The organism is Paenibacillus doosanensis (assembly GCF_025060755.1).
Taxonomy (GTDB): domain Bacteria; phylum Bacillota; class Bacilli; order Paenibacillales; family NBRC-103111; genus Paenibacillus_S; species Paenibacillus_S doosanensis.
In genome coordinates this window covers 38,064-60,564 of record NZ_JANYUY010000021.1, presented here as the reverse complement: position 1 = coordinate 60,564, position 22,501 = coordinate 38,064, and the positions used below count along the sequence as shown (strand labels likewise).

The following is a 22,501-nucleotide window of genomic DNA, read 5'->3' as shown; positions in this document are numbered from 1 at the left end:
GGAAATGTCCTCGCCTTTCATCACATGGATTTACCCGCTTACTATGCTCCAAAACAGCCTGATTCATGCCTTCGATAGGCGGCAGCATTTTATGGTATAATATGAAGAAGCGCTTTATGGCTTACACTTTCACCACATAGGAACTTTAAAATTTATTGAACCGTCAACCTTGCGCGGGAATTTTTCCTATTGGCAAGTCTATTTCTGGACAAACCGGGCAGCGGCGACGTGATGGCTTATAAGCAAGTACATATACTCACGGTTAAGGGGATGTTTCCATGAAAAAGCAGTTCGCCGTTATCGGAATGGGGCGTTTCGGTTCGAGTGTAGCTAGGACGTTGGCCGATCTCGGTTACGAAGTATTGGCGATTGACGCCAGCGAGCAGAGAACGCAGGAAATATCGGCTATCGTCACTCACGTCGTTCAGGCCGATTCTACGGATGAAGAAGCGCTTCGTTCGCTGGGGCTGCGCAATTTCGACGTCGTAATCGTGGCTATTGGCCAGGACATTCAATCGAGTATACTGACAACGATTATTTTGAAGGAAATCGGCGTGCCGAAAATCGTCGTGAAAGCGCAAAACGAGCTGCATGGCAAGGTCGTCAAAAAAATCGGCGCCGACAAGGTCATCTATCCCGAGCGCGATATGGGCCAGCGGGTCGCTCATCATCTGATCTCTTCCAATATTCTTGACTATATCGAATTATCCGATGCTTACAGTATCATCGAAGTACAGGCGTCGCGGAATTTAATCGGCAAAAATTTGCGCCAGCTCGATATTCGCGCCAAATACGGCTGCAACGTCATCGCCATCAAGATGGGAGCGCGTATGAATATCGCACCCAATGCTGAAGATTTGATCACGGAAAACGATACGCTGGTGATCGTAGGAAAAAACGAAGATTTGAACCAATTCGAAAAAACATTTGCGGAGTAGAGACTGGCTATGACTTTATTGGAATCATCCATTACGTCCGTTCATAACCCGAGGGTGAAGAGCTGGGCCCAGCTTCTGGACAAAAAGGGCCGCGACAAGCAGGGACAATTCATCATCGAAGGCGTTCATCTGGTTCAAGAAGCGCTGGCATCGGGGGCGGCGGTGGAGACGCTTATCGTCGCCTCGGACCGGCAGCAGGAGCTGCCGACCGGCCTGCTCGAGCAGGCGCTTGCAGCGGGCATCGAGTGCGTCGCCGTCAGCGAGCAGGTGTTGGCGAAATGCACCGATACGCTCGCGCCGCAGGCGGTGCTCGCCGTGCTGCCGAAGCTGCGCTATGAGCCGCGCGATCTGCTTGCCGCCGCGGCGCCAGGGCTTGTCGTCGTCATCGACGGCATCCAGGACCCCGGCAACCTGGGGACGATTATCCGCAGCGCCGATGCGGTGGGAGCGACGGGCGTCCTGCTCGGCAGAGGCACCGTCGACTTGTACAACCCGAAGACCGTCCGCTCGACGATGGGCTCGCTGTTCCATCTGCCGATCGTGCAAGGCGATCTGCGGGACGCGCTGCCGCAAGCGGCTTCCGCCGGGGCGGCTATCGTGACCACCAGCTTGCAGGCTAAGATGAGCTGCTATGAGTACGACTTCCGGGAGCCGGTCTGGTTCGTTGTCGGCAACGAAGGACAGGGCGTCTCCGAAGAAGTATCGCTTCTGGCGACGGAGCAGATCATCATCCCGATGCAAGGCCGGGCCGAATCGCTGAACGCGGCGATGGCGGCGACGGTCGTGCTGTTCGAGGCGATGCGGCAGCGGGGAGTTAGCTGAGCGATCATTCATGACTAATGTGAGTTGTAATTCACTTTGTCACAACTAAGATAGTCCCGATGTGGTTCAAAGCCCTGACACATCGGGATTTTTCTTGTCTCTTGCTCTGCATGAACTTCACTTCATTTCAAGATACGATGGGAAATTGCGTGAGAAATTGGTAGCGAAATTGTTGCAATAACAATTTTGCTCAAAAGATAGGAGTTTTCTCAGGGCAGCTTGAGCGACATTGAGGTTGAGAAAAGTAAACCAGCTGTAGAAACAGTTATTTCTAAAATTAGACTGAGCCGGTGGCGTACGAACGGGCAGATTAGTGCCACCATACCCAATGGACATATTACGTAAAAAGGACATTGAGTTTGTTATGATGAATATCAATGGAAATGTTTGTGTTCCAAAACCATGTTTTTTTAGTGAAAGGAGTCAATTATGGGCGATCTTGTTGGATTCTTAATTTTAGGTGCATTGTTTGGAATATTTGTTGCTATTCAAAAACTTAACTCAAATATCATAACTCAAATTGATCAAAACGAAAGGATTATTGAATTATTGAAAGAAAAATGCAATTAACCAAACAACAATTATTCCTGTCCATTTACCCAAATAACTGTCCAGGAATAATAAAACCTGGCGATAATGTAAAGAGGCTTCGATAGATTCATAACTTCAATCAGGTTGAGAGGGCTGATAATCCTGCTTATTTATTCTATTGAGGCTGTCCGCTTCATTGCATATAATGAAGGAAATGCCCTTCGGGGAGATCGTTAAGGGAGGCCGCGATGAACGAGAAAGCATTTGACGAACCATTATTTGCAAGCTTGAAGCCGGGCTTAACCTCGTTCTGTTATCGAATGCTAGGCTCCATGGACGATGCGGATGATGCCGTTCAGGAGACGAGTATTCGGGTCTGGCAGAGCTGGAGCACGTTCAGACAGGATTCCTCGTTCAAAACTTGGGTCTATCGGATTGCCTCGAACCTATGCTTGGACAAGCTGAGACAATCCAAACGCCGCGCGCTTCCCGTTGACCTGTTCGATCCGGCCGTCGCCATCGTCGAGCCGCGCAACACGCTGCCGGATTCTGCCTGGATCTGGCCTTCTCCCGACTTTGGGGGCAATCCGGAGGATCGGCTCGTCCGCAGAGATACCCTTCGTCTGTGCTTCATCGCTCTCCTGCAGACTTTGCCTCCGCGGCAGCGCGCGGTACTCATTTTGAAGGATGTATTTGAATGGTCCTCCAAGCAGATCGCGGACACGTTGGCGATGTCGCCGGCAGCGGTGAACAGCGCCTTGCAAAGAGCCCGAGAGACGATGGATCGGGCGCAGCTTCGCTCGGATGAGCTCAGCAGCATGGACGTTCAACCGGAGCAGCTGCTGCTGTCCCGGTATGTGGAGGCCTTCGAGCAATTCGATATTGCTGCGCTCGTCGCGTTGTTCCACGAGGAAGGCTGCATGTCGATGCCGCCCTTCGAGATGTGGATTCGCGGCAAGGAAGATTTGTCCGCCTTCTATTCGCTTACTCGCTGGCATTGCGAAGGTTCGCGATTTGTGCCCATTTCGGTGAATGGCGGTTATCCGGCGTTGGCCCAGTATATGCCGAACAAAGAGGGCTCCTCTGGCCTGGTACCCTGGGGCATCCACGTTATCGAAACCAAAGAAAATCAAATTCTGCACGTTCAAAACTTCATTCATACGCCATTATTTTCGCGATTTGGGCTGCCTGAGCGAATTGACCGATGAATTTCGCCATCGGCTTACGTCTATACATTGAGAATAACCAAACGACGAATATCATGAGAGAGGTGTCTATTTAAAATGGAAATGAGTCAACCGACGAAAGTAACCGTGCAAGCCGTCATTCAAGCCCCTGTCGAGAAGGTATGGCGCTATTGGACCGAGCCGGATCATATCACGAAGTGGAATCAAGCGTCCGAGGACTGGCATGCGCCGAAAGCCGAAAACGATCTGCGGGTCGGCGGCAAGTTTCTGACACGGATGGAAGCGAAGGATGGCAGCATGGGCTTTGATTTTGGCGGCGTCTACGATGTCGTGAATCGGCATGAGGCGATCGGCTACACCATGGAAGACGGAAGAAGAGTGGATATTGCTTTCGTCGATCAAGAGAATGAGACGAAGGTCATTGAAACGTTCGACGCGGAAAGCTCCAATCCCGTCGAGTTCCAGCAAGCAGGCTGGCAAGCGATCATGGACAATTTCAAAGCCTATACCGAACAAAACTAATCATCGCGAAGAAGACGCAGGGGAAGATGCCCGGCGTCTTTCTTTTTGAACCTTAGTACGAGCGTGTTTTCCGTTAGCCTTAACCTTGTGCCGCATCCATGTTCATGTAGTTAATGGCCCACAGATGGCCGTCCAAGTCCACGAAGCCCCAATGATACATGAACCCATGATCTTCAGGTTCAGCGTGCAATTTCCCGCCCAAGGAGACCGCGGTATTTACGATTTCATCGACCTTTTCTCGGTTTACGAAGGCTAATGCGATCGTCATCTGCGCATACTTGCTCGTATCGACGGATTCCTTCTCCGTGAGTGTATTAAAGAATGCTTGATGGATCAGCATGACCTGCAGGTTGTCGCCGATCACGATGGCTACCGAATTCTCGTTGTCGGGGAATTGCGGGTTGAGCTCGAATCCGAGTCCGGTGAAGAACGCCTTCGATTGTTCTACGTTTTTTACAGGCAGGTTGAAGCTCGTGAATGCGGACGTTAATGCCATTTTCAAAACACCTCTTCGTCAAATTAGTTTGTGTTCATTTATGCCTTCGTTTATATAGACGACAGCCGATCCGGGAATTCATCGGTCTCATGGATTCGGAAGCGTCAATTTTGAAAAATAACTTGGTGTTGAGTTCGGATACCCGCCATTCCCGTAAGGTTGCTCATTCTTATTGTACAGGGATAAAGATCGAACCTCTCTAAAAAGGAATTCGTCTGAATATATGACAATTATAGGGTGGGTATGGAGTGACGGAATGAGGGCACGGTATGGAAACAAAACTGTCCCTGAATAAAAATTAGTATCCACCACTCACAAAGACTGGAAAATGCAAGGGCCTTTCCCCAAGCGTTTCTCCCGTCTTTTTCTTTGCCGCGGCATACAGAAGAAGGAAATTCCTGGGCGATCTCGAATTTTTTACCCAAGCCTAAACCTAAGTATTTCATCATAGTATGATGGGATGGTGAAAATTGTGATATGGGTGCCTGACGACATAACCAAGACTGGCCTCTATATGATCCATCCAGAATTCGTTGATAAACAAGGCGAGATTATTTTAGATCGCGAGATGGCGATTGCATTAGAAGGGACGGCAAGAATGTGGGTCGTGATTCCCGAAATGCGAGAAGCCGTACATCGACACCGAATTCAACCAGGGTTAAAGGATATTTCATGGAAGGGTCAAGGAAAGTTGGAGAGGTTGAAGTTATTAAGGTAGTAGGACTATTTGCGAGAAAACAAACGAATTGTCGGAGAAGAAATTCATCAAGCTGGCATAGGTTGGGTGATATTTTGAAGGATTCAAATAATGGAGATGAGGAATTCATAAATCAGGATAATCCCCCATTTATTTGGTGTCTTGTCGGCAATATTATTGAAGAAAGATATGTTGGAGAAGCAAAAGTAATAGGAAAAGGGACGAAGAAATTTTCCCCCAACTCAAAAGTGTATTGTTTTCCAGCGTTGTGGGGAGATGGATATGAGGAGATCAAAGTCATTGGAAGAACAAGAAGACGACGCAATTATTCGATTGTAATAACATCATCCAAGTATATAACCAATTGGAGATTACAGAAAGTGTTTGCTCCATATATTGTAAAGACAATGCTGGCTAATCGCGGATGGGATGGAACGGAAAAATCAAAGGATACGATAATGTCGATGTTAATGTGGTTGCCGAATGTAACAATGAAGATTATAGAAACTGGAGAAAATATGAAGTCTCAAGGGGAAGTAGGAGATCTTGACTGACTTCATCTTTATATCGATCTGGAAGATCGTGAAAATGATTCGCCAAGTGCGTCTCAGATCTGCGAATTTATGATGAAATATCCTCGAGTTGAACTTTGACTACGCTTACAAGGAACGGTGATTGGATGCGGTTGATTAAAAGAATAACGGATAGCGATTTTATGGGAGGCGCCCCTGTATGGATAGACAAGGTTTCACGCTATGGGTCCAGAGGCGTCTTGGTAGACGGAGAGATGAACGTAGCCATGATGTATATGGCCAAAACAAAACTTTACAAGTTGCCCGGCGGAGGCGTAGACGAAGGAGAAGATAGGCAAGCGGCATTCTTGCGCGAAATCAAAGAAGAAACAGGCTATGAGGCCGAAATTGTTCATGAATTAGGTTACATCGAGGAGCATAAGAACAGAAATCAGTTTATGCAATATTCCTACTGTTTTATAGCCAAGGCCTGTAAGAAAGGCGTCACGATGCTTAGTGAGAATGAAGCGCGGCTTGGTATGGAAACAAGATGGATGCCGCTGGACCAAGCATTAGAAGCGATGAATAACTCAGCTCGGAATTGTGAGGAGTACTCGGCTAAATTTATGATTTTACGCGATAAGACGATACTTGAAAAAGCAATGGAGTTCTTTTCCACGAAGCTATAGTCTCGATGGGCTGCTCTATTTTGGTTCAATCGAGCTTGACGATAAAACGATATGACGTTTGTAATTCAAGTAATTGATTGAATACATATTCGAAATCGCAGACTTTTTTGTCATCCTTATGAAGAATAAGCAGGCTGTGGAGATTATGCACAATGCGGGATTTACGGCATTTCGTGTGGAGGAAGGGGTATATGAATGGCAGGAATATCAGGCACAGATGCACTAAACTCGATTTATTTGGACTATAACGCAAGTACGCCGGTGGCTCCTGAAGTGCTTCAAGAAATGTGGCCGTATCTGCAGCGGCACTACGGCAATCCTTCCTCATCGCACTGGGCTGCAGCAACGCTCAAAGAGACGATAGAGACGGCGAGAAGCAAGATAGCTGCCGCTTTGGGGGCCAATGCCGGCGAGATTATATTCACAAGCGGCGGAACGGAAGCCAATAACCATGCTTTGAAAGGCGTCTTTTTTGCTGCACGTCAGCGGGAGCGGGGCTGTCATATTATTACAACGACGATTGAGCATCCGGCGATATTAAACCCCTGTGCCTTCCTTCAAACACTTGGCGCAGAGGTCACCTACGTTCCGGTCGATCGTTTGGGTAGAGTAGCGCCTGAAGATATCGAACGGGCGATTCGCAGCGATACGATCCTGATTTCCGTCATGCATGCCAATAGCGAGGTAGGAACGATTCAACCCATTGAGGATATTGCCAAAATCGCCGAGCACCATGGCATACTTTTCCATACGGATGCGGCGCAGACCTTCGGTAAAATTCCTGTCCGAGTCGACTCGCTGGGGGTGGACTTATTGTCCGTCGCCGGACATAAGCTGTATGCCCCCAAGGGCATCGGGGCGCTTTATGTGCGTGAAGGCGTAGAGCTTGCTCCTTTGGTGCATGGCGCCGGTCATGAATACGGAAGACGTGCGGGAACGGAGAATGTGCCTTATATTGTCGCGCTGGGCAAAGCTGCGGAGCTGGCAGCCGAGCAGGCGCACTCCCCGGCGGCACATGCCCTGAGAGAAGCATTGCGAGAAGGCTTCCGTTCTGCCTTTGGTGATCGGGTTCGATTCCATGGCGATCCGAAGCTGAGCCTGCCGAATACGTTAAACGTAAGCTTCGTAGGGATGAACGGCCAAGACATATTGCGTCAATTTCCGGAAATCGCAGCTTCCACCGGTTCAGCTTGTCATTCCGGAAGCACCTCCCTTTCTCCGGTGCTTCGGGCTATGGGGGTCAGCGAATATGAAGGATTGGGAGCCATCCGCTTCAGTTTGGGCCGATTCACGACGAGGGAAGAGATCGAGACCGTCCTCGCTTTGTTTCAAGAGCGTCTTCCGTCTATTATCGGCATGTGATTGCGGGATTGTAGATTGCTCCTTATTTGGAAAAGCTTTTTTGCAAGGCAAGGGATGTCTTTGGGGAGAGGGGGGGATATGCCGCTGGAGCGGTGCGTGGATTGATACGGATTTGGGGCTAATCAGAGATTTTTACCGATCATCCCTTCTCGTTTCATCTCGGTTATAGGGGACTTCAAGCAAATCATAGGCTGGAAATGGCTCGGTTTTTTACCCAAGCTTGTTTCCGGTCTTTTTTCATCCGCCGCGGTGAACAAGGCAGGCAATTCTCAGTTTGATGTGACGTTTGTTATCCCAAGGTCGAAGTCAGTGAAAAGACTGGCGCTAGGTTTGACGCGTCCTCATCACCATGTTCTTTGTAGCTTTTTTACCGCTAAAATATGGTCATATTCTTCCAGTTCTATGGTATTATAGAAACATTATGTAGGAGCTGGGAGAGGGATAGAGCTTATGTCGTTGGAGCTTATTGAGGATATTCATAAAGCGGTATATCATCAACTTGAAGAAATCGTGCGGAAGCTGGATGATCGGTTAGAGCTTAAACTGTACGCCATTACATGTCAGGAAGAAAGCAGCTCGCGGGCGGCTGCTAGAATTAAACGGGTCTTGACCGGATCGCGTGATGAAGAAACGCGGGTCATGCTTGAAAACCTGACCGGGCCTGACGAAGTATTGACCAAGCTCGGCCTAGCTGACCTGCCGTGGGACGATTCCGTAGAGCAGCTGAACCGGAGCATTACGGAAAAATCGCGCAACAGGAAGCCGGCGGCTGATGCTGCGGCAGAGTACCCAGCGGTGGACTCGACAGAGGACTCAGCATTGGAGGATTTTATAGGCAAGACTCAACCGGTTGCTGTTCCGGCTTCTATACAAGGCTCGATAAAAAGCATCCTATATCCTAACCAGTTAAATTTGACTCTGCAAGGGAAGCCGTTTGATTTGGTCTATATTTTGTCGATAGATTACGCCGGACCGCAAGTTTACGATATGTTTTATGAGATGCCGCAGTTCTCCTTTCTCCGGATGGTGCTTGATTATTATTTCGCCGATTACTACAAGGAGGATGCGGACGGCAGACTTGGAGAAGAGTTGGAGTCCAAGTACAAGGAGAATGAAGTCGGTTTCTTGCAGCGCATGGCACGGGTATTTCTAGGCAAGATTCAGCAGTATATTACGGAAGGGAATGAAGCTGACAGCGAATATTCGCTTGGCGGGTATCAAGAACCGAACCAACAATACTACGTGAATATGCTGATGGAGAAAATCGAAGGCATCGCTACCAGAACCTATGAGGGAGAAAGTCCGTTTGGCTGCATGCTGCTCATGAGCAGCGAGCTGTTAAGCACGCGGACCGGGCTGGTGAATTACGCGATTCAATTCGACGGGGAACAAGGAATTGCCCTGGAGGACGGTCATCGGATACGCAAATTGCTGGAGATGACCAATAACGAACGCGATTTGTTCCTTATTGCCGATGAGCAAACCATCTATGGGATCGGAGAAGTCGATTGGAGCTTGCTGGGAACCGATAGTGTGTTTAAGCTGGAATTCAAAGGCTTGTCCCGTTATGATCTGATGCTGATCACGCTGCAAAAAGAGGCAGCTACAGATAAACGAGTTGAGGCGGACGAAGATAAGAAGCTGTTCAAAATGACGACCAACCTTCGCATCGTTTCAACGAAACTGCTAGGGGTATCTTTTAAAAACCCGGAAATAGGGCGCGATCGGTTCGATCCGGATTTATTCAAGCGGATCGCTTCAGCCGTGTTTGCCGACGATACGACGATTCAAGAGAAAAATTTGGACAAGCTATGCAAATTAATAAAAGAGGCGACCCGGCAGCAAAGCGGCACGATGGTTGTCATCGCCAAACCGGATACGGCCGAGGCGGAAGTACGGCGATTGAAGAAGCAATCTACGCCAATTATTAAGACGCAGCTGAATCCTGCGTTCATTAAGCATTTGACGGCGATCGACGGCGCGTTGTATTGCGATACCGATGCTTCCTGCCATGCTATCGGCGTCATTCTCGACGGGCTGGCTCAAGAACATATCGGAGACGCCAGCCGCGGAGCCAGATTCAATTCAGCGCATCGTTATCTGGAGAAGCTGAAGCTGGAGCCGACGCCCTGCGTCATCGTTATTATCTCCGAAGACGGTATGGTGAATTTGATACCGGAGCCGATTACCGAAAGAACGGCACGGAAAGTCGTCAAGGAATATGTTGATTACATCAAGGAAACCGAGAAAGAGAAGATTGCGGAAGGAAAAGTAAAATCGTTCGAGGAACGGTTGGCGCAAGCGGGAAGAACCGTCGAAATCGACGATGAGAATTATTTTCTTTTGGGTGATACTTGGTTTAAAAAGGGGAATTATAAGAAATCTGCGGAATATTACGAAAAGGTTCTTGATCATAGCGAGAAGCCGTATATTTATTATCGCAGATTGCTGGTAAGGTCATACCTTAACTATTGTTACGAGGCAGTTGGGAAGGAACAGGTACAAATAGCACAAAAGTTTCTGGATATTACCGAGTATATTATTGCGAATGGATCTAAAGAAATCAACTATAATGATTACAATCGGCGTGCAATCGCCTTGCATGTTAATGGGGATATATCCGAGGATTCCAAGATGAAAGACGACTACTATAAAAAAGCGTTGGAAGATTATAATCAATCCATGAGACTTAAAGCCAGTCAAAAGAATATCTTGTTTGCCAACCGTGCTAGACTTTACGCTTCTATGACCAGATACGAAGAAGCAATAGACGATTTCATCAGCGCAATGTTTGAGAAGAACCTAGACTCGTACAACGAAGAACTTATGGTGGTGGCTAGCTTTAGCCCGGAACTTCTGATCTATGCACTTACTCGTTATGCAGAGCGTAAAGGGGAAGGCTGGGGTGAAACCGAACTGGGCAAGCAGTTGGTAGAGAAAGGAAAGCAATGGGAGTCGAAACATCCGGAGGTGGCTGCGGCATTGCAGCAATTAGTTACGGGGAACAGCATCTCGCCGGATTCCGAGTAGTAAGCAAAGCGGAATGTTAAATTAATCGTGAGATGAGGAGAGCAGCTATCATTTCTGTATAGGGATGAGCACCCTCGCACCGAATCCTGAAACGTTGGATTATCAAGCACGGTTGGTTTGAAGTATGAGAGTTGTCTAAAACTATGAATAATATAATAACATCGAATGTTATAAATTTAAGAACAAGGAAATTGAAATGCACATGGGATTTATTGGTAATTTTTTTTGTGCGGAGGGTTCATTTCCTGTCTGTTTAAGTAACGGCTGATTGATGGCAATCGGTGTCGCATCCCGCACGGGGGGCGCGGCTTAAAATCAACAATCAAAGGCCGAGGGGCCTATGAGTTGGAATTGCATCGACGTATGTCATATGAAATGACGTATATGTGACATGGATGAAAGCAGGAGGGAAACAGGAAGGCTGGAGCGCAATCGGGGGATTCCCGTTCGCGCTCCAGCCTTTTATATTTCGGATGAAATTGCATGTCGGTCAAGCTGGTTATCATCCGCAGCTTGGGCTACGTCGTGGTTGGCCGAATGTTCCTGGAATTCGCTGTCCGAGGTGACGAACCGGTTCACGAGCGCAAGGAGCTCACCGGACATGTTCAGCAGTTCTTCGGCCGAATCGTTGACTTTATCCATGAGATGAGCCTGCTGTCCGGATTTTTCTGCATATTCTTGATTGATACTGGAAAAATTGACGGTATACGTTTCAATCCGTTTGATCGATTGGTCAATTTGCTCGCTTCCGGCAGCCATTTCTTCGATGGTTGCCGTAATATCTTGTACTCTGTCGTTCATAGCTCGTATCCATTCAAAAATTTGCCGGAAAGCGGCGGATACCTCGCTTACTTTCGTATATCCCTCATTCATTTCGGCCGTTGAGGCTTGGCTGGAACGGGCAAGCTCCTGCGTACTCTCGAGAATACGCTTTATGACGGACCCAACGTGTCCGGCAGCGTTTTTGCTGTTTTCGGAAAGCTGGCGTACTTCGCTGGCTACCACGGCAAAGCCTTTGCCGGCTTCTCCGGCGCGCGCGGCTTCGATGGAGGCATTGAGCGCAAGTAAATTGGTCTCCTCGGCAATCTGTTTGATGGTGATCATGACACTTTCAATTTCTTGCGAATGCTGGCTTAAAGTTTGGACAACGGCATTGGTTTGCTCAGATTTGCGCTGTATCGTCTGCATGGTTTCAAGCGCGGTCGCAACGATCTTCTGGCCCTGATCCGACGCTTTCTCCATATCGCTTGACAAGCTGCTGACGTTGTCGATAGCGGCTGCTACCTGTTTTAAACCAAGGGACATTTCCTTGATGACGACGGCGTCGTCGGACACGCGAGCGGCCTGCTCGTCCGACATAACGGCAGCTTCCTTCAGTCCGCCGTAAATGTTCTGCGAAGCTTCGCCCGTCGTTAGCGCATCTTGGCGAATATCGCGGGCAACGGCAGATAATACGCCCACGGACTGCTTCGTTTGCGACACGATGGAGGCGACGCTTTGCCTCATGTTCTCAAAACCGGCGGCAAGCTGCCCCAATTCGTCCCGGCGGTTGATTTCGGCCTTTTTCGAGAGGTCCCCGGATTCCATGCTTCGGAATGCAGCTAACAGCCGGTTGATCGGCTTCAGCATGGAGAAGGTCATGATGGTGCCGACGATAGCGGACAGCAGCAGCGACACCGCCAGAATTATAATGGTGGACCATTTGATCGATTGATATTGGCCGAGAGAAGCCGAGTATCGGGTGTCGGCCTTTTGCTGGTTCAATTCGATAAAGCCTTGAATCGTTCGATCGATACCATCCTGCTTGGTCAACAATTCCTTCTCAAGCACCGACTTGGCAAATTCCGTTTGATTTTGGTCCGCAAGCTGCAGCACCTTCTCGATGGATGGAGGATAGGTGCTCCAGAGAAGTTTAACCAGCTCCAGCTCCTTCTGCTCCTGCTCGGTTATCGGCGAACCGGCAATGGATGCCATACGGTCTTTGATGATTTGCTGCTGTGCGGCGATCGTTTCTTTCGCGTTCGCTCTCGTGTCGCTGCTGTTCAAAAGCACATAGCTGCTTACGGAAGCGTTGACGAGATGGAAAGAGCTTGATATTTCGCCTAACTGCTTGATGGTTTTTAAATCATTTTCATACAAATTGACCAGATTGTTATTCATGTTGCCTGCATTCAGCAGCCCCATTCCGTTGCCGATCATCAAGATAATGAGAATGGCAGCAAAGCATCCAACAAACTTCACAGCAATGTTTAAATTATGAAACCACTTCATACTGCGCCTCCGTCTCCTGTCTTCTTCATGTAGTAATCCAAATATGTAAAATTTCACAAAGGCCATTATATAGCAGGAGGCTCGAAGAAAACAATTGAAATTTATTCAGGCGGAATTGGGGCAAACTGGTAATAATTAAATTATTAAAAAAACATTGACACTGAAAGCGCGATTAAATATGATAGAGGACGTAGATAGATCTAACATAGATCTAAGATAGATCCGAGATTCTGTTGCATAGTTTTGAACGCTAAATTCATCAATAGTTTTTTCAGAGACAGGGGGGATTCGATCTTGGAGCAAAATCGGATTTTGGCCTCTTACTACATTGAAACGGCTTATCCTCTGGAACACGCCGCCGAGGTTATGGCTGGCGAGCAATCGACGGGAACGTTCATATCCGTACCCGGTGAAACGCCGGAGCTGCAGGAGATGCACGGCGCTCGCGTTGTAAGCATTACCGAGCTTGAATCGGTCGACCATCCGTCCTTGCCTGGAGCAAAGGTTCCCAAACAGAGCGGCGCAGGCGCGGGCTATCGGCGAGCGATTGTCGTCCTGTCCTTTCCGCTTGATAATGTGGGTCCCTCGCTGCCGAATTTGATGTCGACGGTTGCCGGAAATTTGTATGAATTGGGCGAGTTCTCCGGTTTGCGGTTAATCGACCTGGAGCTGCCGGATGCATTCGCTAACAAATATCCGGGTCCGCAATTCGGTATCGAAGGTACGAGGACACTGAGCGGCGTGCACGATCGTCCGTTGATCGGCACCATTATTAAGCCGAGCATTGGATTGCATACGGAGGATTATGGACCATTGGTCAGACAACTGGCGGAAGCCGGAATCGATTTCATTAAGGACGACGAGCTGTGCGCTAATCCTGCATTTGCACTGCTGGAGCAGCGTGTAAGGGTTGTCATGGATGAAATTAACCGTGTGGCGGATCGGACAGGGAAGAAGGTCATGTACGCTTTTAACATTACAGGCGACATCGATGAGCTTCGCCGGAACCACGATCTTGTCGTGAAAGCCGGTGGAACCTGTGTAATGGCCTGTGTCAACAGCTTAGGCTTTGCCGGAACAGCCTACTTACGCAGCTTTTCCGAGCTTCCGATACACGGTCATCGTACCCAGTGGGGAGCGATGTCCAGAAGTCCGCTGCTGGGAATGAGCTTTACGGTATTCCAAAAGCTTTGCAGACTGGCCGGGGTCGATCATCTGCATACCAACGGACTTAACAATAAGTTTTCTGAGGATAATGCAACGGTTGCACGTGCGATTCAAGATTGCATGAAGCCGTTTTTGGGTGGATATCCGGTCATGCCGGTGCTATCTTCCGCGCAATGGGCCGGAACGGCCGTTCCTACGTACGAAGCTGTGCAAACGACGGATGTCATTATGGTCGCCGGCGGCGGGGTTCTTGCTCATCCGGGCGGCATTGCGGCCGGAGTTCGCAGCGTACGCCAAGGGTGGGAAGCGGCGGTACAAGGCATTCCGCTCGCAGACTATGCGGAGCGGCACGAAGAGCTGTGGCAGGCGATACGTACTTTTTCTAAATAACAAGCTGGAGGAAACATGATGACGAAAGACAACGGACTGCTGCTCGCATTTTACGGCGATGACTTTACCGGATCTACGGATGCAATGGAGGCGCTTGCAATAAGCGGTTACCGGACCGTGCTCTTTCTGGAGCCTCCGACGGCGGAGATGGTTGAACGGTTTGACGGCATCCGCTGCATCGGCGTTGCCGGAACGAGCCGGGCGAAAAATCCAACGGATATGGAAGCGGAGCTGCAGCCGGTGTATCGGCAGTTTGCAGATATTCAAGCGCCGATAGTGCATTATAAAACCTGCTCTACATTCGATTCGGCTCCGGAAGTAGGCAGTATCGGCAAAGCGATTGAATTAGCCAGAAGCTATTTCAAGGATCAGGCTGTCATTCCGCTGCTTGTGGGCGCCCCGCCGCTTGGCCGCTTTACTTTGTTCGGCCAGCATTTTGCCAGAATGCATGATACCGTGTACCGGCTGGACCGCCATCCGGTCATGTCCAAGCATCCGATTACACCTATGAAGGAAGCGGATCTTCGCCTTCATCTGGCCAAGCAGACCGATGAGCCGATCGAGCTTATGAACATTTTGGAGCTGGAAGGCGACATCGAAGCGGTTAAAGAGAGGTACAACGGCAAAGCGAACAAGCCGGGCGTGTTGCTGTTCGATGTGCTGGATGAGGAGCGCATGCGTGTAAGCGGCCGGCTCATCTGGGAGTCCGCTGCGGAGAGCGGGCATACTCATTTTGTGGTCGGTTCGTCCGGCGTCGGCTATGCACTGACCGCTCATTGGAATGCGGCAGGCATGGGTACGGGTGACAACGCGCAGCATAAGGCGCAAGTAAAACCGGCTAAGCAAGTATTTGCCGTATCGGGCAGCGCTTCGATGGTTACTCAGCAGCAGATTGAGAATGCCATGAAAGCCGGCTTTCATGCGATCCGGGTTTCGGTAGATCAAATCATGAACGCCGAGTCGGCGCCGCGAGAGCTTCTGGATGAGGCAATCCGCCTCGTCAAGCAGGGAGAAAGCGTCATTCTGTACACGGCGATGGGTCCGGAGGACGAAGCGATTGCTGCTACGCGCGAACGGTTCGCGCAACTCGGAATGCCTGAGCTTCAGTCGGGCGAATTTATCGGCAGACAGCTGGGCCGTTGGACACGGGAAGTGATGGAGGCTACCGGCATCCGTCGCGTCATTGTAGCAGGCGGCGATACCTCGGGATTCGTTACACGCGAGATGGGGATTTACGGTTTGGAGATGCTGCTCCCGATTTCTCCGGGCGCTCCGCTCTGCAAAGCCTATTCTGCGGAAGCGGAGATGGAGGGCGTCGAACTGGCGTTGAAAGGCGGGCAGCTTGGCGGACCGGACTTTTTCGAAAATGTAAGAAAGGCTTCCAGCCTGTAAGGATGGATGCCCTTTCGAAATACAAGAAGGCGGTATGAGGATGGACAAGGAACATACAAACGACAAGCCTGCATCCAGTCCTCTTCTGAAGGACGTGGCTTATCAGGTTATTAAAGAGCATATTCTGGACGAGCGTTTCGCTCCGGGGCGCTTTCTGTCCGAGCGTGAGCTGATCGAGCTGCTGGAGATGAGCAAAACGCCGATCAAGTCGGCGCTCGTGCGATTGGAAACCGAGGGATTTGTTACCGTCTTTTCCAAGCAGGGGGTTATCATCAACGATCTGACAGTAAATCGGATCATGGATATTTATAATCTCCGCATTGCTCTGGAGACGTATATCTGCGCGGAAATTACCGACAAACTGACAGAAGAGCAGTGCAGACTGGTGGAGGAGAACCTTCGCAAAACGGAAGAGAAGGTCAATGAGCTGGACGGCAAAGGCTTTGCCCAGCTGGATCACGAGTTTCACCGGCTGCTGTGCGAGTTTTCCGGCAATCAGGAAATTTACCGCGTGCTGCTCAATTATCAAGACCACTTGCTGCGCATTACATTGCGGCACTTAAAGAGAGATCCTCATCGGATGAGGCAGTTTTGGCAGGAGCATGTAGAGATTTACGAATTATTGAAAAACGGGGATCTTCGCAGTGTTGATAAAATGAGAGATCACCTGCAGCAGTCCAAACAAAAGCTATTTTTGTAGATCCGGAAGAAGGACAACAACAGAGAGAAGCACTTTATATTCAGTGGAGGGAAACCAGATGAAAGCTGTATTTGTCGACGATGCCTACAAGGTTGTCGTAAAAGATGTAGAAGTGCCTGAAATCGCTGCGAATGAAGTATTGATTCAAGTGAAAGTCACAGGAATTTGCGGTTCCGATATCCATACCTACAAAGGCTTGCATTTATTCCGGAAGCCGCCGGTTATCATCGGTCATGAAATTGCCGGTGAAGTCGTTAAGGTGGGTGACGCTGTAACTAAATTCCAGATTGGCGACCGGGTAACGGTTGAGCCTCAGACAGGCTGCGGAGTTTGCGAAAGCTGTTTGACCGGCAACTTGAACTACTGTTCACGCCGCGGCGCGCCGGGTCTCAACGGATGGTACGGCACCATGGCGGAATATTTCGCAGCTCCGGAGCAGACGGTCTTCAAGCTGCCGGAATCTATGAGCTACGATCAGGGCGTATTGGTAGAGCCGTTTGCGGTTGGCGTACATGCGGTTCGTAAAGCGGATATTCAGCTTGGCGACCGGGTAGCGATTCTTGGCGCGGGTCCGATCGGTTTGCTGGCTATGGCCGCTGCGAAAGCGGCGGGCGCAACAACGACTCTCGTGACCGACGTGATCGATTATGCGCTGGAAGGTGCGGTTGGCATGGGCGCCACACATACGCTGAACATTATGAACAAGCAGGATTGGACGACGGAAGCGAAGGAGCTTATCGGAGGGGAATTTGATAAGGTATTGGTCGCTGCCGGCGTTCCGGGTATCGTCGACAATGCGATTTCGCTGCTTCGCAAAGGCGGACGCTGCGTAACGATCGCCATGTTCCACGGCACGCAAACGTTCGATATCGTTAATCTTCAGCAGGGCGAGAAAGAAATTGTAGGCTGCATGACGTATACTCGCGAGGATACGATTTCGGCCATCGATCTGATCGCTGCAGGCCATGTGAAGGAAGATGTGATTATTACGCATAAGCTTCATTACAATGAAGCGGCCAAGGGCTTCCAGATGGTTGATAAGAAAGAGGATTCCTCGTTAAAGGTCCTTGTACACTTTTAATTCGTATTTCTACATTTATAATTAAACAAACTTTTGGGGGTATAACTCATCATGATGTTGAAAAAAATCGGCGTATTAGCATTGACTGTAGTTCTCGGCGCAAGCCTTGCCGCTTGCGGACAAAAAGGAGGCACTCAAGGCGCGGATAGCGCTGCCGGCGGAGCAAGCGCCAAGCCGGTGAAATTGAAGCTGGGTCACATTGCGGGGGAAGACGATCCGTGGAATACGGGCGCCAAGAAATTTGCCGAACTCGTCAAGCAAAAAACGAACGGCAGCGTACAAATCGATCTGTACCCGAGCTCTACGCTTGGCAATGACCGTGACCTGATCGAGGGCATGCAATTGGGCTCTATCGACTTCGCACTCGTTGCGGGCGTGTTGTCCAATTTCTACGAGCCGTTCTCGATCTTGGAGCTTCCTTATTTGTTCCGCGACAAAGAGCATATGGACAAAGTGCTTTACGGACCTGTAGGCGAGAAGCTGAAGGAAGATTTGTTGAAAAACGCGCAAATCCGCGGTTTGCAGTTCTGGGAGCGCACGCCTCGCGAGCTGACAGCGAACAAGAAGATAACGACGCCTGCCGACTTGAACGGTCTGAAAATCCGCGTTCCGGAAATTCCGGCTTCGATCGCCGCTTGGAAAGCAATGGGCGCTACACCGACGCCTATGGCATTTAGTGAAGTGTACTCTTCCTTGCAAACCGGCGTAATCGATGCGCAAGAAAACCCGCTTGCTTTGATGACAAGCTCCAAGCTGCAAGAGGTTCAAAAATATTTGATCAACACGAACCACGTTTACGGTTACGTTATGCTTACCATGAGCGACATTACGTATAAGAAGCTTACGCCGGATCAGCAAAAAGCAGTTGAAGAAGCGGCCAAGGAAGCTACAGATTTCGAAAACAAGCTTGTATTTGATCAAGAAAAAGAGCTTCTGAAGAAAGTAACTGACGCAGGCATGGAAGTTGTCGATATTGATACAAAGCCGTTCATTGAAAAAGCGAAAACCGTTCACGCTGAATTTGCGAAAAAATCTCCCGCGGATCAAGAGCTGTATGACGGCATCATGAACACGAAGTAATAAAAGGCGCCGAGGATAACCGATCCGCGCGAGCGGATCGGGAACCTCTTTCTTTTTCGAACTTGGAAACAAAGGGGATGCATCATGCAACAAGTAGTCAAAATTATCGATGGCTTGAACAAGGTCGTCGGCATAATTCTTGCTATTATGCTCGGGGTTATGTCGCTTTTGATCATCGCACAGGTTATCTGCCGTTTTTTCATCCACTTTCCACTCACCTGGTCTGAAGAGCTATCGCGTTATTTGATGGTGTACATCGTTTTTTTGGGTGCAAGTCTCGCTATGCGTCACAATAAATTGATTTCCATTGAGCTTCTTCCGGAGCTTTTGACCGGCATGAAGCGCAAAGTTCTTCTTTGCCTTGTTTTTATCGTTTCAATTGTGTTTTTCGTAATACTGTTCAAACAGGGGATCGATATGCTAAGCCGGGTAAAAATGCAGTCTTCCGCATCGCTGGGAATTTCGATGGCTTTTCCTTACGCGGCCATACCGATCGGGGCTGTGCTCCTCACCATTAACACCATTGCGGCGCTCCTGGATCAGTTTATTCCTAAGAAGGAGGACGCTCACTAATGGCTGTTATATTAATGATTACGATGCTGCTCCTCTTCATTATCAGCGTACCGATTGCCGTATCTATGGGTCTGGCCTCCGCGGTCGCCTTGTGGTGGGACGGCGGCACGCCGCTTATCGTATTGGTTCAGCGTTCGTTTACCTCTATTGACTCGTTCCCGTTGATGGCTATTCCATTTTTTATTTTGGCAGGTACGTTAATGGAGTTCGGCGGTATTTCCAGACGGCTGATTGCGCTTGCCAACGCATTAACCGGACACCTGCCGGGCGGTCTTGCGATCGTAACGATCGTAACGGCTATGTTCTTCTCTGCGATTTCCGGTTCGAGCGCGGCGACGACGGCAGCGTTGGGAAGCATGCTGATTCCCGCTATGATCCAGCGCGGTTACCATGCTAATTTTGCCGGCGCGACGCAGGCGGTATCCGGCGAGCTCGGCATCATCATTCCACCAAGTATTCCTATGATTTTATTTGGTGTATCCGCTTCCGTATCGATTGGCGACTTGTTTATGGCCGGCTTCATACCGGGTATTCTGATCGGTCTTTCATTAATTGTTACCGTACTGATCATTGCCAAAAAACGCGGCTATAAGCGCAGTCCGCGGAAATCGTTCCGTGAAGTGCTGGTTGCGTTTAAAGAATCTTTCCTGGCATTGCTGATGCCGGTCATCATTCTTGGCGGTATTTACGGCGGAATTTTTACACCGACAGAAGCGGCGGGAGTTGCCGTAGGATATGCGTTTATTGTCGGTGTTCTCATTTATAAAGAGATCAAGCTGAAACAAATTTTTACCATTTTGACCCAATCTACCGTTACGACGGCGACCATTATGTTTATTATCGCCAGCGCCGGCTTGTTCGGCTGGATCATTACGCGGGAGAATGTGCCGCAGATGGTCGCTCAATTCTTTATGAGCATCTCCGATAACCCGATGGTGTTCCTGCTGCTTGTGAACGTCTTCCTGCTGATCGTAGGGATGTTCATGGAAACGAATGCGTCGATTATTATTTTGGCACCGCTGCTGCTGCCGGTTGCGATTAACTTGGGTATCGATCCGATCCATTTCGGTATTGTGATGATCGTGAACCTTGCGCTTGGGATGTGTACACCGCCGCTGGGGGTCAACTTGTTCATATCTGCGCAGCTGGCTAAGATCAGGCTTGACCAAATATCCAGGGGAATGCTTCCGTATTATGTGGTGCTGCTTGTCACGCTGCTGCTGTTGACGTTTATACCGCAGTTGTCGATAGGTCTTGTTCATTTGTTAAAATAGCTTTGAATGAAGGGCGAAGGTGAGTGCAAATGCCGGATCTGGAATCCGTTAAACAGGAATTAAGAAAAACCGGAAAATATATGATGGAATACGGTCTTGCATGGGGGAATGCGGGCAACATCAGTGCCCGTACAACGGATGACCGCTATGTCATTACGGCAAGCGGCACATTCCTGGGCGAACTGGAGGCTTCCGATCTTGTGGAATGCTCGCTCTCCGGTGAAGTACTGGAGAGCGACGGCAAGAAACCGTCCAAGGAAACCCCGATGCACCGGGCCATTTACGACAATCGTCCGGAAATCGGAGCGGTGCTGCACGCATCTCCTTTTTACAGTACGCTTGTTGCCTGCTCCTCGGTGGACATTCCATCCAATTGGTTTGTCGAGACGATGTATTATCTGGAGCGTGTGGCGCGGGTGCCATATTGTCATCCCGGCAGTACCTCATTGGGCGATGCGGTAGCGGCGAAAGCGAAGGAGGCCAACATTCTGCTGTTGGAAAATCACGGCGTGCTGGTCTATGACGTGAGCATCCGCGAGGCACGGATGGCATTGCAGACACTGGAGATGGCCTGCCAAATGCTTGTTACTTCGCAAACGGCTAACATAAAAATGAACGGCCTGTCTCGTGAAGTGGAGCGAGATTTCGTCGAAAACGCGGGCTACAAGCCGCGAAGAAATTGGAATGTGTAATTCGCTTTCGGCGAAGCACCAAATGACTGGAGCATGTCTCGGACAATCGTCCGGGATGGATTCCAGTCTTTTTGTTTTCCGCCGCCGCGCACTCTACCTCGAATGATTACGGAACCTGAACGGGGTCTGACCGGCTGCCTTGTGGAAAAATTTGACGAAATGGGACGGCGAGGAAAATTGCAGCTCTTCGGCGATCTTCTCCACGCTCCAGTCGGTGTCGATCAGCAGCTCTTTGGCGCGGCGCATCTTGACCTGCGTCAAATAATAGCGAGGGGATACGCCGTACACTTTCTTGAAGCTGGTCGCCAGGTGGCAGCGGTCTACATGCAGTTGTGCCGCCAGCTCGCCGATTCTCATGTTATGCGCGGCCTGCTTTTCGATCCAGTAGGCGGCCTCATGCGCCAGATGAATTTGCGACGGCTTGACCGCCGGCTGAGCGGACGCGAGTCCCAGTTCTTCCGTTCGGGTATATGCGTAGGTTGCCAGCAGCCCGATCAGGCTTAAGATCGCTGATTGCACCTTCAGCATTTGGACGGCCGTATATTTGGATTCCGCCGGTTTGCTCGCTTGTTCGCCTGTGAGGTTGTGGAGAAAGTAGCCGTACTTGGCGATGAACGAACGCACGAAGAGATGGATGCTTTCTTCCTCTTCTTGCGTGATAACGGGATAAGGCAGCATCTGCAAAATTTCACGGATCGTCTTGTCCTCGATTTCGAAGTGTAACACGAACCACTCGGCCTCATGCGGGGTAGGAGGGGTATGATGGTACTGCCCCGGCTTGATCACCAGGCAGTCGCCCGCGTTCAGCGATAAGGGCTGTTCGCCCACCCATTTATGCAGCGTTCCGGAAATGATGTACATAAACTCGAAGATGGAGTGGCGGTGAGTAGGGAACGAATAGCCCTTGCGGCCGATCGTGTATTGAAGGTCGACCAGGCGAATGGACCCGACTATGCTGGAGATCATGAATAATTGTTGCACGGAAATCACCGCTTTCCCCGTTAGAATGGCAGCGCATACATTGAATGTACCATAAAACCGGACAACAAATGTATCATTTTTAACGCCAAAATGAAATGTTGCTTTGCGGCGCAA

At 49.7% G+C, this 22,501-nt stretch carries 20 protein-coding genes; 17 read left to right on the top strand and 3 right to left on the bottom strand.

What is annotated here, in order from left to right; translation table 11 throughout:
- Positions 1-278: 278 nt before the first annotated feature.
- The 5 genes from N0M98_RS16380 to N0M98_RS16360 all read left to right on the top strand — a co-directional run bounded on the left by N0M98_RS16380 (position 279) and on the right by N0M98_RS16360 (position 4,000).
- Positions 279-938 carry a potassium channel family protein gene (locus tag N0M98_RS16380; RefSeq protein ID WP_249865597.1) on the top strand — a complete coding sequence of 220 codons (660 nt, stop codon included), beginning with the start codon at positions 279-281 and terminating at the stop codon, positions 936-938.
- A 9-nt stretch (positions 939-947) separates the two neighbouring features.
- Positions 948-1,760 carry a TrmH family RNA methyltransferase gene (locus N0M98_RS16375; RefSeq protein WP_259618569.1) on the top strand — a complete coding sequence of 271 codons (813 nt, stop codon included), beginning with the start codon at positions 948-950 and terminating at the stop codon, positions 1,758-1,760.
- A 429-nt stretch (positions 1,761-2,189) separates the two neighbouring features.
- Complete coding sequence (locus N0M98_RS16370) at positions 2,190-2,330, top strand: hypothetical protein (protein WP_259618568.1); 141 nt, start codon at positions 2,190-2,192, stop codon at positions 2,328-2,330.
- A 209-nt stretch (positions 2,331-2,539) separates the two neighbouring features.
- The gene (locus N0M98_RS16365) at positions 2,540-3,499 is read left to right on the top strand and encodes a sigma-70 family RNA polymerase sigma factor (RefSeq protein WP_259618567.1); all 960 of its coding nucleotides are present in this window, start codon (positions 2,540-2,542) and stop codon (positions 3,497-3,499) included.
- Between the two features lie 75 nt (positions 3,500-3,574).
- Positions 3,575-4,000 carry an SRPBCC family protein gene (locus N0M98_RS16360; protein WP_249865593.1) on the top strand — a complete coding sequence of 142 codons (426 nt, stop codon included), beginning with the start codon at positions 3,575-3,577 and terminating at the stop codon, positions 3,998-4,000.
- 79 nt (positions 4,001-4,079) lie between these two features.
- On the opposite strand, the gene N0M98_RS16355 is transcribed toward N0M98_RS16360, so the two are convergent.
- Positions 4,080-4,496 carry a VOC family protein gene (locus N0M98_RS16355; protein ID WP_249865592.1) on the bottom strand — a complete coding sequence of 139 codons (417 nt, stop codon included), beginning with the start codon at positions 4,494-4,496 and terminating at the stop codon, positions 4,080-4,082.
- A gap of 672 nt (positions 4,497-5,168) precedes the next feature.
- On the opposite strand from N0M98_RS16355, the gene N0M98_RS16350 reads away from it, so the two are divergent.
- From N0M98_RS16350 to N0M98_RS16335, 4 genes are all read left to right on the top strand, one after another.
- Complete coding sequence (locus N0M98_RS16350; protein WP_259618566.1) at positions 5,169-5,747, top strand: hypothetical protein; 579 nt, start codon at positions 5,169-5,171, stop codon at positions 5,745-5,747.
- A 125-nt stretch (positions 5,748-5,872) separates the two neighbouring features.
- Positions 5,873-6,394: an NUDIX hydrolase gene (locus N0M98_RS16345; RefSeq protein ID WP_249865589.1), complete on the top strand. Its 522-nt coding sequence runs from the start codon at positions 5,873-5,875 to the stop codon at positions 6,392-6,394.
- Between the two features lie 195 nt (positions 6,395-6,589).
- A complete protein-coding gene (locus tag N0M98_RS16340) occupies positions 6,590-7,756 on the top strand; it encodes a cysteine desulfurase family protein (protein ID WP_259618565.1) in 1,167 nt (388 codons plus the stop codon).
- Between the two features lie 450 nt (positions 7,757-8,206).
- Complete coding sequence (locus N0M98_RS16335; protein WP_259618564.1) at positions 8,207-10,786, top strand: tetratricopeptide repeat protein; 2,580 nt, start codon at positions 8,207-8,209, stop codon at positions 10,784-10,786.
- A gap of 462 nt (positions 10,787-11,248) precedes the next feature.
- On the opposite strand, the gene N0M98_RS16330 is transcribed toward N0M98_RS16335, so the two are convergent.
- The gene (locus N0M98_RS16330) at positions 11,249-13,057 is read right to left on the bottom strand and encodes a methyl-accepting chemotaxis protein (protein ID WP_259618563.1); all 1,809 of its coding nucleotides are present in this window, start codon (positions 13,055-13,057) and stop codon (positions 11,249-11,251) included.
- 294 nt (positions 13,058-13,351) lie between these two features.
- Between N0M98_RS16330 and N0M98_RS16325 the strand changes: the two genes are divergently transcribed.
- The 8 genes from N0M98_RS16325 (at position 13,352) to N0M98_RS16290 (ending at position 21,406) form a co-directional block, all read left to right on the top strand.
- Entirely contained in the window at positions 13,352-14,614 is a 1,263-nt protein-coding gene (locus N0M98_RS16325; protein ID WP_259618562.1) for a ribulose-bisphosphate carboxylase large subunit family protein, read from the top strand.
- Positions 14,615-14,629: 15 nt separating this feature from the next.
- On the top strand, positions 14,630-16,006 hold the full coding sequence (locus N0M98_RS16320; protein ID WP_259618561.1) for a four-carbon acid sugar kinase family protein: 1,377 nt from the start codon (positions 14,630-14,632) through the stop codon (positions 16,004-16,006).
- A 40-nt stretch (positions 16,007-16,046) separates the two neighbouring features.
- On the top strand, positions 16,047-16,706 hold the full coding sequence (locus N0M98_RS16315) for a GntR family transcriptional regulator (protein ID WP_259618560.1): 660 nt from the start codon (positions 16,047-16,049) through the stop codon (positions 16,704-16,706).
- A 58-nt stretch (positions 16,707-16,764) separates the two neighbouring features.
- Positions 16,765-17,787 (top strand): zinc-dependent alcohol dehydrogenase, encoded by a 1,023-nt coding sequence (locus N0M98_RS16310; protein WP_259618559.1) that lies wholly within the window; start codon positions 16,765-16,767, stop codon positions 17,785-17,787.
- Positions 17,788-17,838: 51 nt separating this feature from the next.
- Entirely contained in the window at positions 17,839-18,867 is a 1,029-nt protein-coding gene (locus N0M98_RS16305) for a TRAP transporter substrate-binding protein (RefSeq protein WP_249865581.1), read from the top strand.
- Positions 18,868-18,951: 84 nt separating this feature from the next.
- The gene (locus N0M98_RS16300) at positions 18,952-19,440 is read left to right on the top strand and encodes a TRAP transporter small permease (protein ID WP_259618558.1); all 489 of its coding nucleotides are present in this window, start codon (positions 18,952-18,954) and stop codon (positions 19,438-19,440) included.
- On the top strand, positions 19,440-20,714 hold the full coding sequence (locus tag N0M98_RS16295) for a TRAP transporter large permease (RefSeq protein ID WP_259618557.1): 1,275 nt from the start codon (positions 19,440-19,442) through the stop codon (positions 20,712-20,714). Before N0M98_RS16300 ends, N0M98_RS16295 begins: the two co-directional genes overlap by 1 nt.
- Positions 20,715-20,743: 29 nt before the next feature.
- Positions 20,744-21,406: a class II aldolase/adducin family protein gene (locus N0M98_RS16290; RefSeq protein ID WP_249865578.1), complete on the top strand. Its 663-nt coding sequence runs from the start codon at positions 20,744-20,746 to the stop codon at positions 21,404-21,406.
- A gap of 93 nt (positions 21,407-21,499) precedes the next feature.
- Here the strand turns inward: N0M98_RS16290 and N0M98_RS16285 are convergent, their stop codons facing one another.
- On the bottom strand, positions 21,500-22,387 hold the full coding sequence (locus tag N0M98_RS16285) for an AraC family transcriptional regulator (protein ID WP_259618556.1): 888 nt from the start codon (positions 22,385-22,387) through the stop codon (positions 21,500-21,502).
- Positions 22,388-22,501: the final 114 nt, after the last annotated feature.

Excerpts from the sequence above, each read along its gene's own strand:
- N0M98_RS16350 (WP_259618566.1), top strand. The coding sequence starts at position 5,169 with ATGGAAGGGTCAAGGAAAGTTGGAGAGGTTGAAGTTATTAAGGTAGTA.
- N0M98_RS16295 (WP_259618557.1), top strand. The coding sequence starts at position 19,440 with ATGGCTGTTATATTAATGATTACGATGCTGCTCCTCTTCATTATCAGC.
- N0M98_RS16310 (WP_259618559.1), top strand. The coding sequence starts at position 16,765 with ATGAAAGCTGTATTTGTCGACGATGCCTACAAGGTTGTCGTAAAAGAT.
- N0M98_RS16345 (WP_249865589.1), top strand. The coding sequence starts at position 5,873 with ATGCGGTTGATTAAAAGAATAACGGATAGCGATTTTATGGGAGGCGCC.
- N0M98_RS16380 (WP_249865597.1), top strand. The coding sequence starts at position 279 with ATGAAAAAGCAGTTCGCCGTTATCGGAATGGGGCGTTTCGGTTCGAGT.
- N0M98_RS16330 (WP_259618563.1), bottom strand. The coding sequence starts at position 13,057 with ATGAAGTGGTTTCATAATTTAAACATTGCTGTGAAGTTTGTTGGATGC.
- N0M98_RS16365 (WP_259618567.1), top strand. The coding sequence starts at position 2,540 with ATGAACGAGAAAGCATTTGACGAACCATTATTTGCAAGCTTGAAGCCG.
- N0M98_RS16335 (WP_259618564.1), top strand. The coding sequence starts at position 8,207 with ATGTCGTTGGAGCTTATTGAGGATATTCATAAAGCGGTATATCATCAA.
- N0M98_RS16320 (WP_259618561.1), top strand. The coding sequence starts at position 14,630 with ATGATGACGAAAGACAACGGACTGCTGCTCGCATTTTACGGCGATGAC.
- N0M98_RS16300 (WP_259618558.1), top strand. The coding sequence starts at position 18,952 with ATGCAACAAGTAGTCAAAATTATCGATGGCTTGAACAAGGTCGTCGGC.
- N0M98_RS16370 (WP_259618568.1), top strand. The coding sequence starts at position 2,190 with ATGGGCGATCTTGTTGGATTCTTAATTTTAGGTGCATTGTTTGGAATA.
- N0M98_RS16340 (WP_259618565.1), top strand. The coding sequence starts at position 6,590 with ATGGCAGGAATATCAGGCACAGATGCACTAAACTCGATTTATTTGGAC.
- N0M98_RS16305 (WP_249865581.1), top strand. The coding sequence starts at position 17,839 with ATGATGTTGAAAAAAATCGGCGTATTAGCATTGACTGTAGTTCTCGGC.
- N0M98_RS16360 (WP_249865593.1), top strand. The coding sequence starts at position 3,575 with ATGGAAATGAGTCAACCGACGAAAGTAACCGTGCAAGCCGTCATTCAA.
- N0M98_RS16315 (WP_259618560.1), top strand. The coding sequence starts at position 16,047 with ATGGACAAGGAACATACAAACGACAAGCCTGCATCCAGTCCTCTTCTG.
- N0M98_RS16290 (WP_249865578.1), top strand. The coding sequence starts at position 20,744 with ATGCCGGATCTGGAATCCGTTAAACAGGAATTAAGAAAAACCGGAAAA.
- N0M98_RS16375 (WP_259618569.1), top strand. The coding sequence starts at position 948 with ATGACTTTATTGGAATCATCCATTACGTCCGTTCATAACCCGAGGGTG.
- N0M98_RS16355 (WP_249865592.1), bottom strand. The coding sequence starts at position 4,496 with ATGGCATTAACGTCCGCATTCACGAGCTTCAACCTGCCTGTAAAAAAC.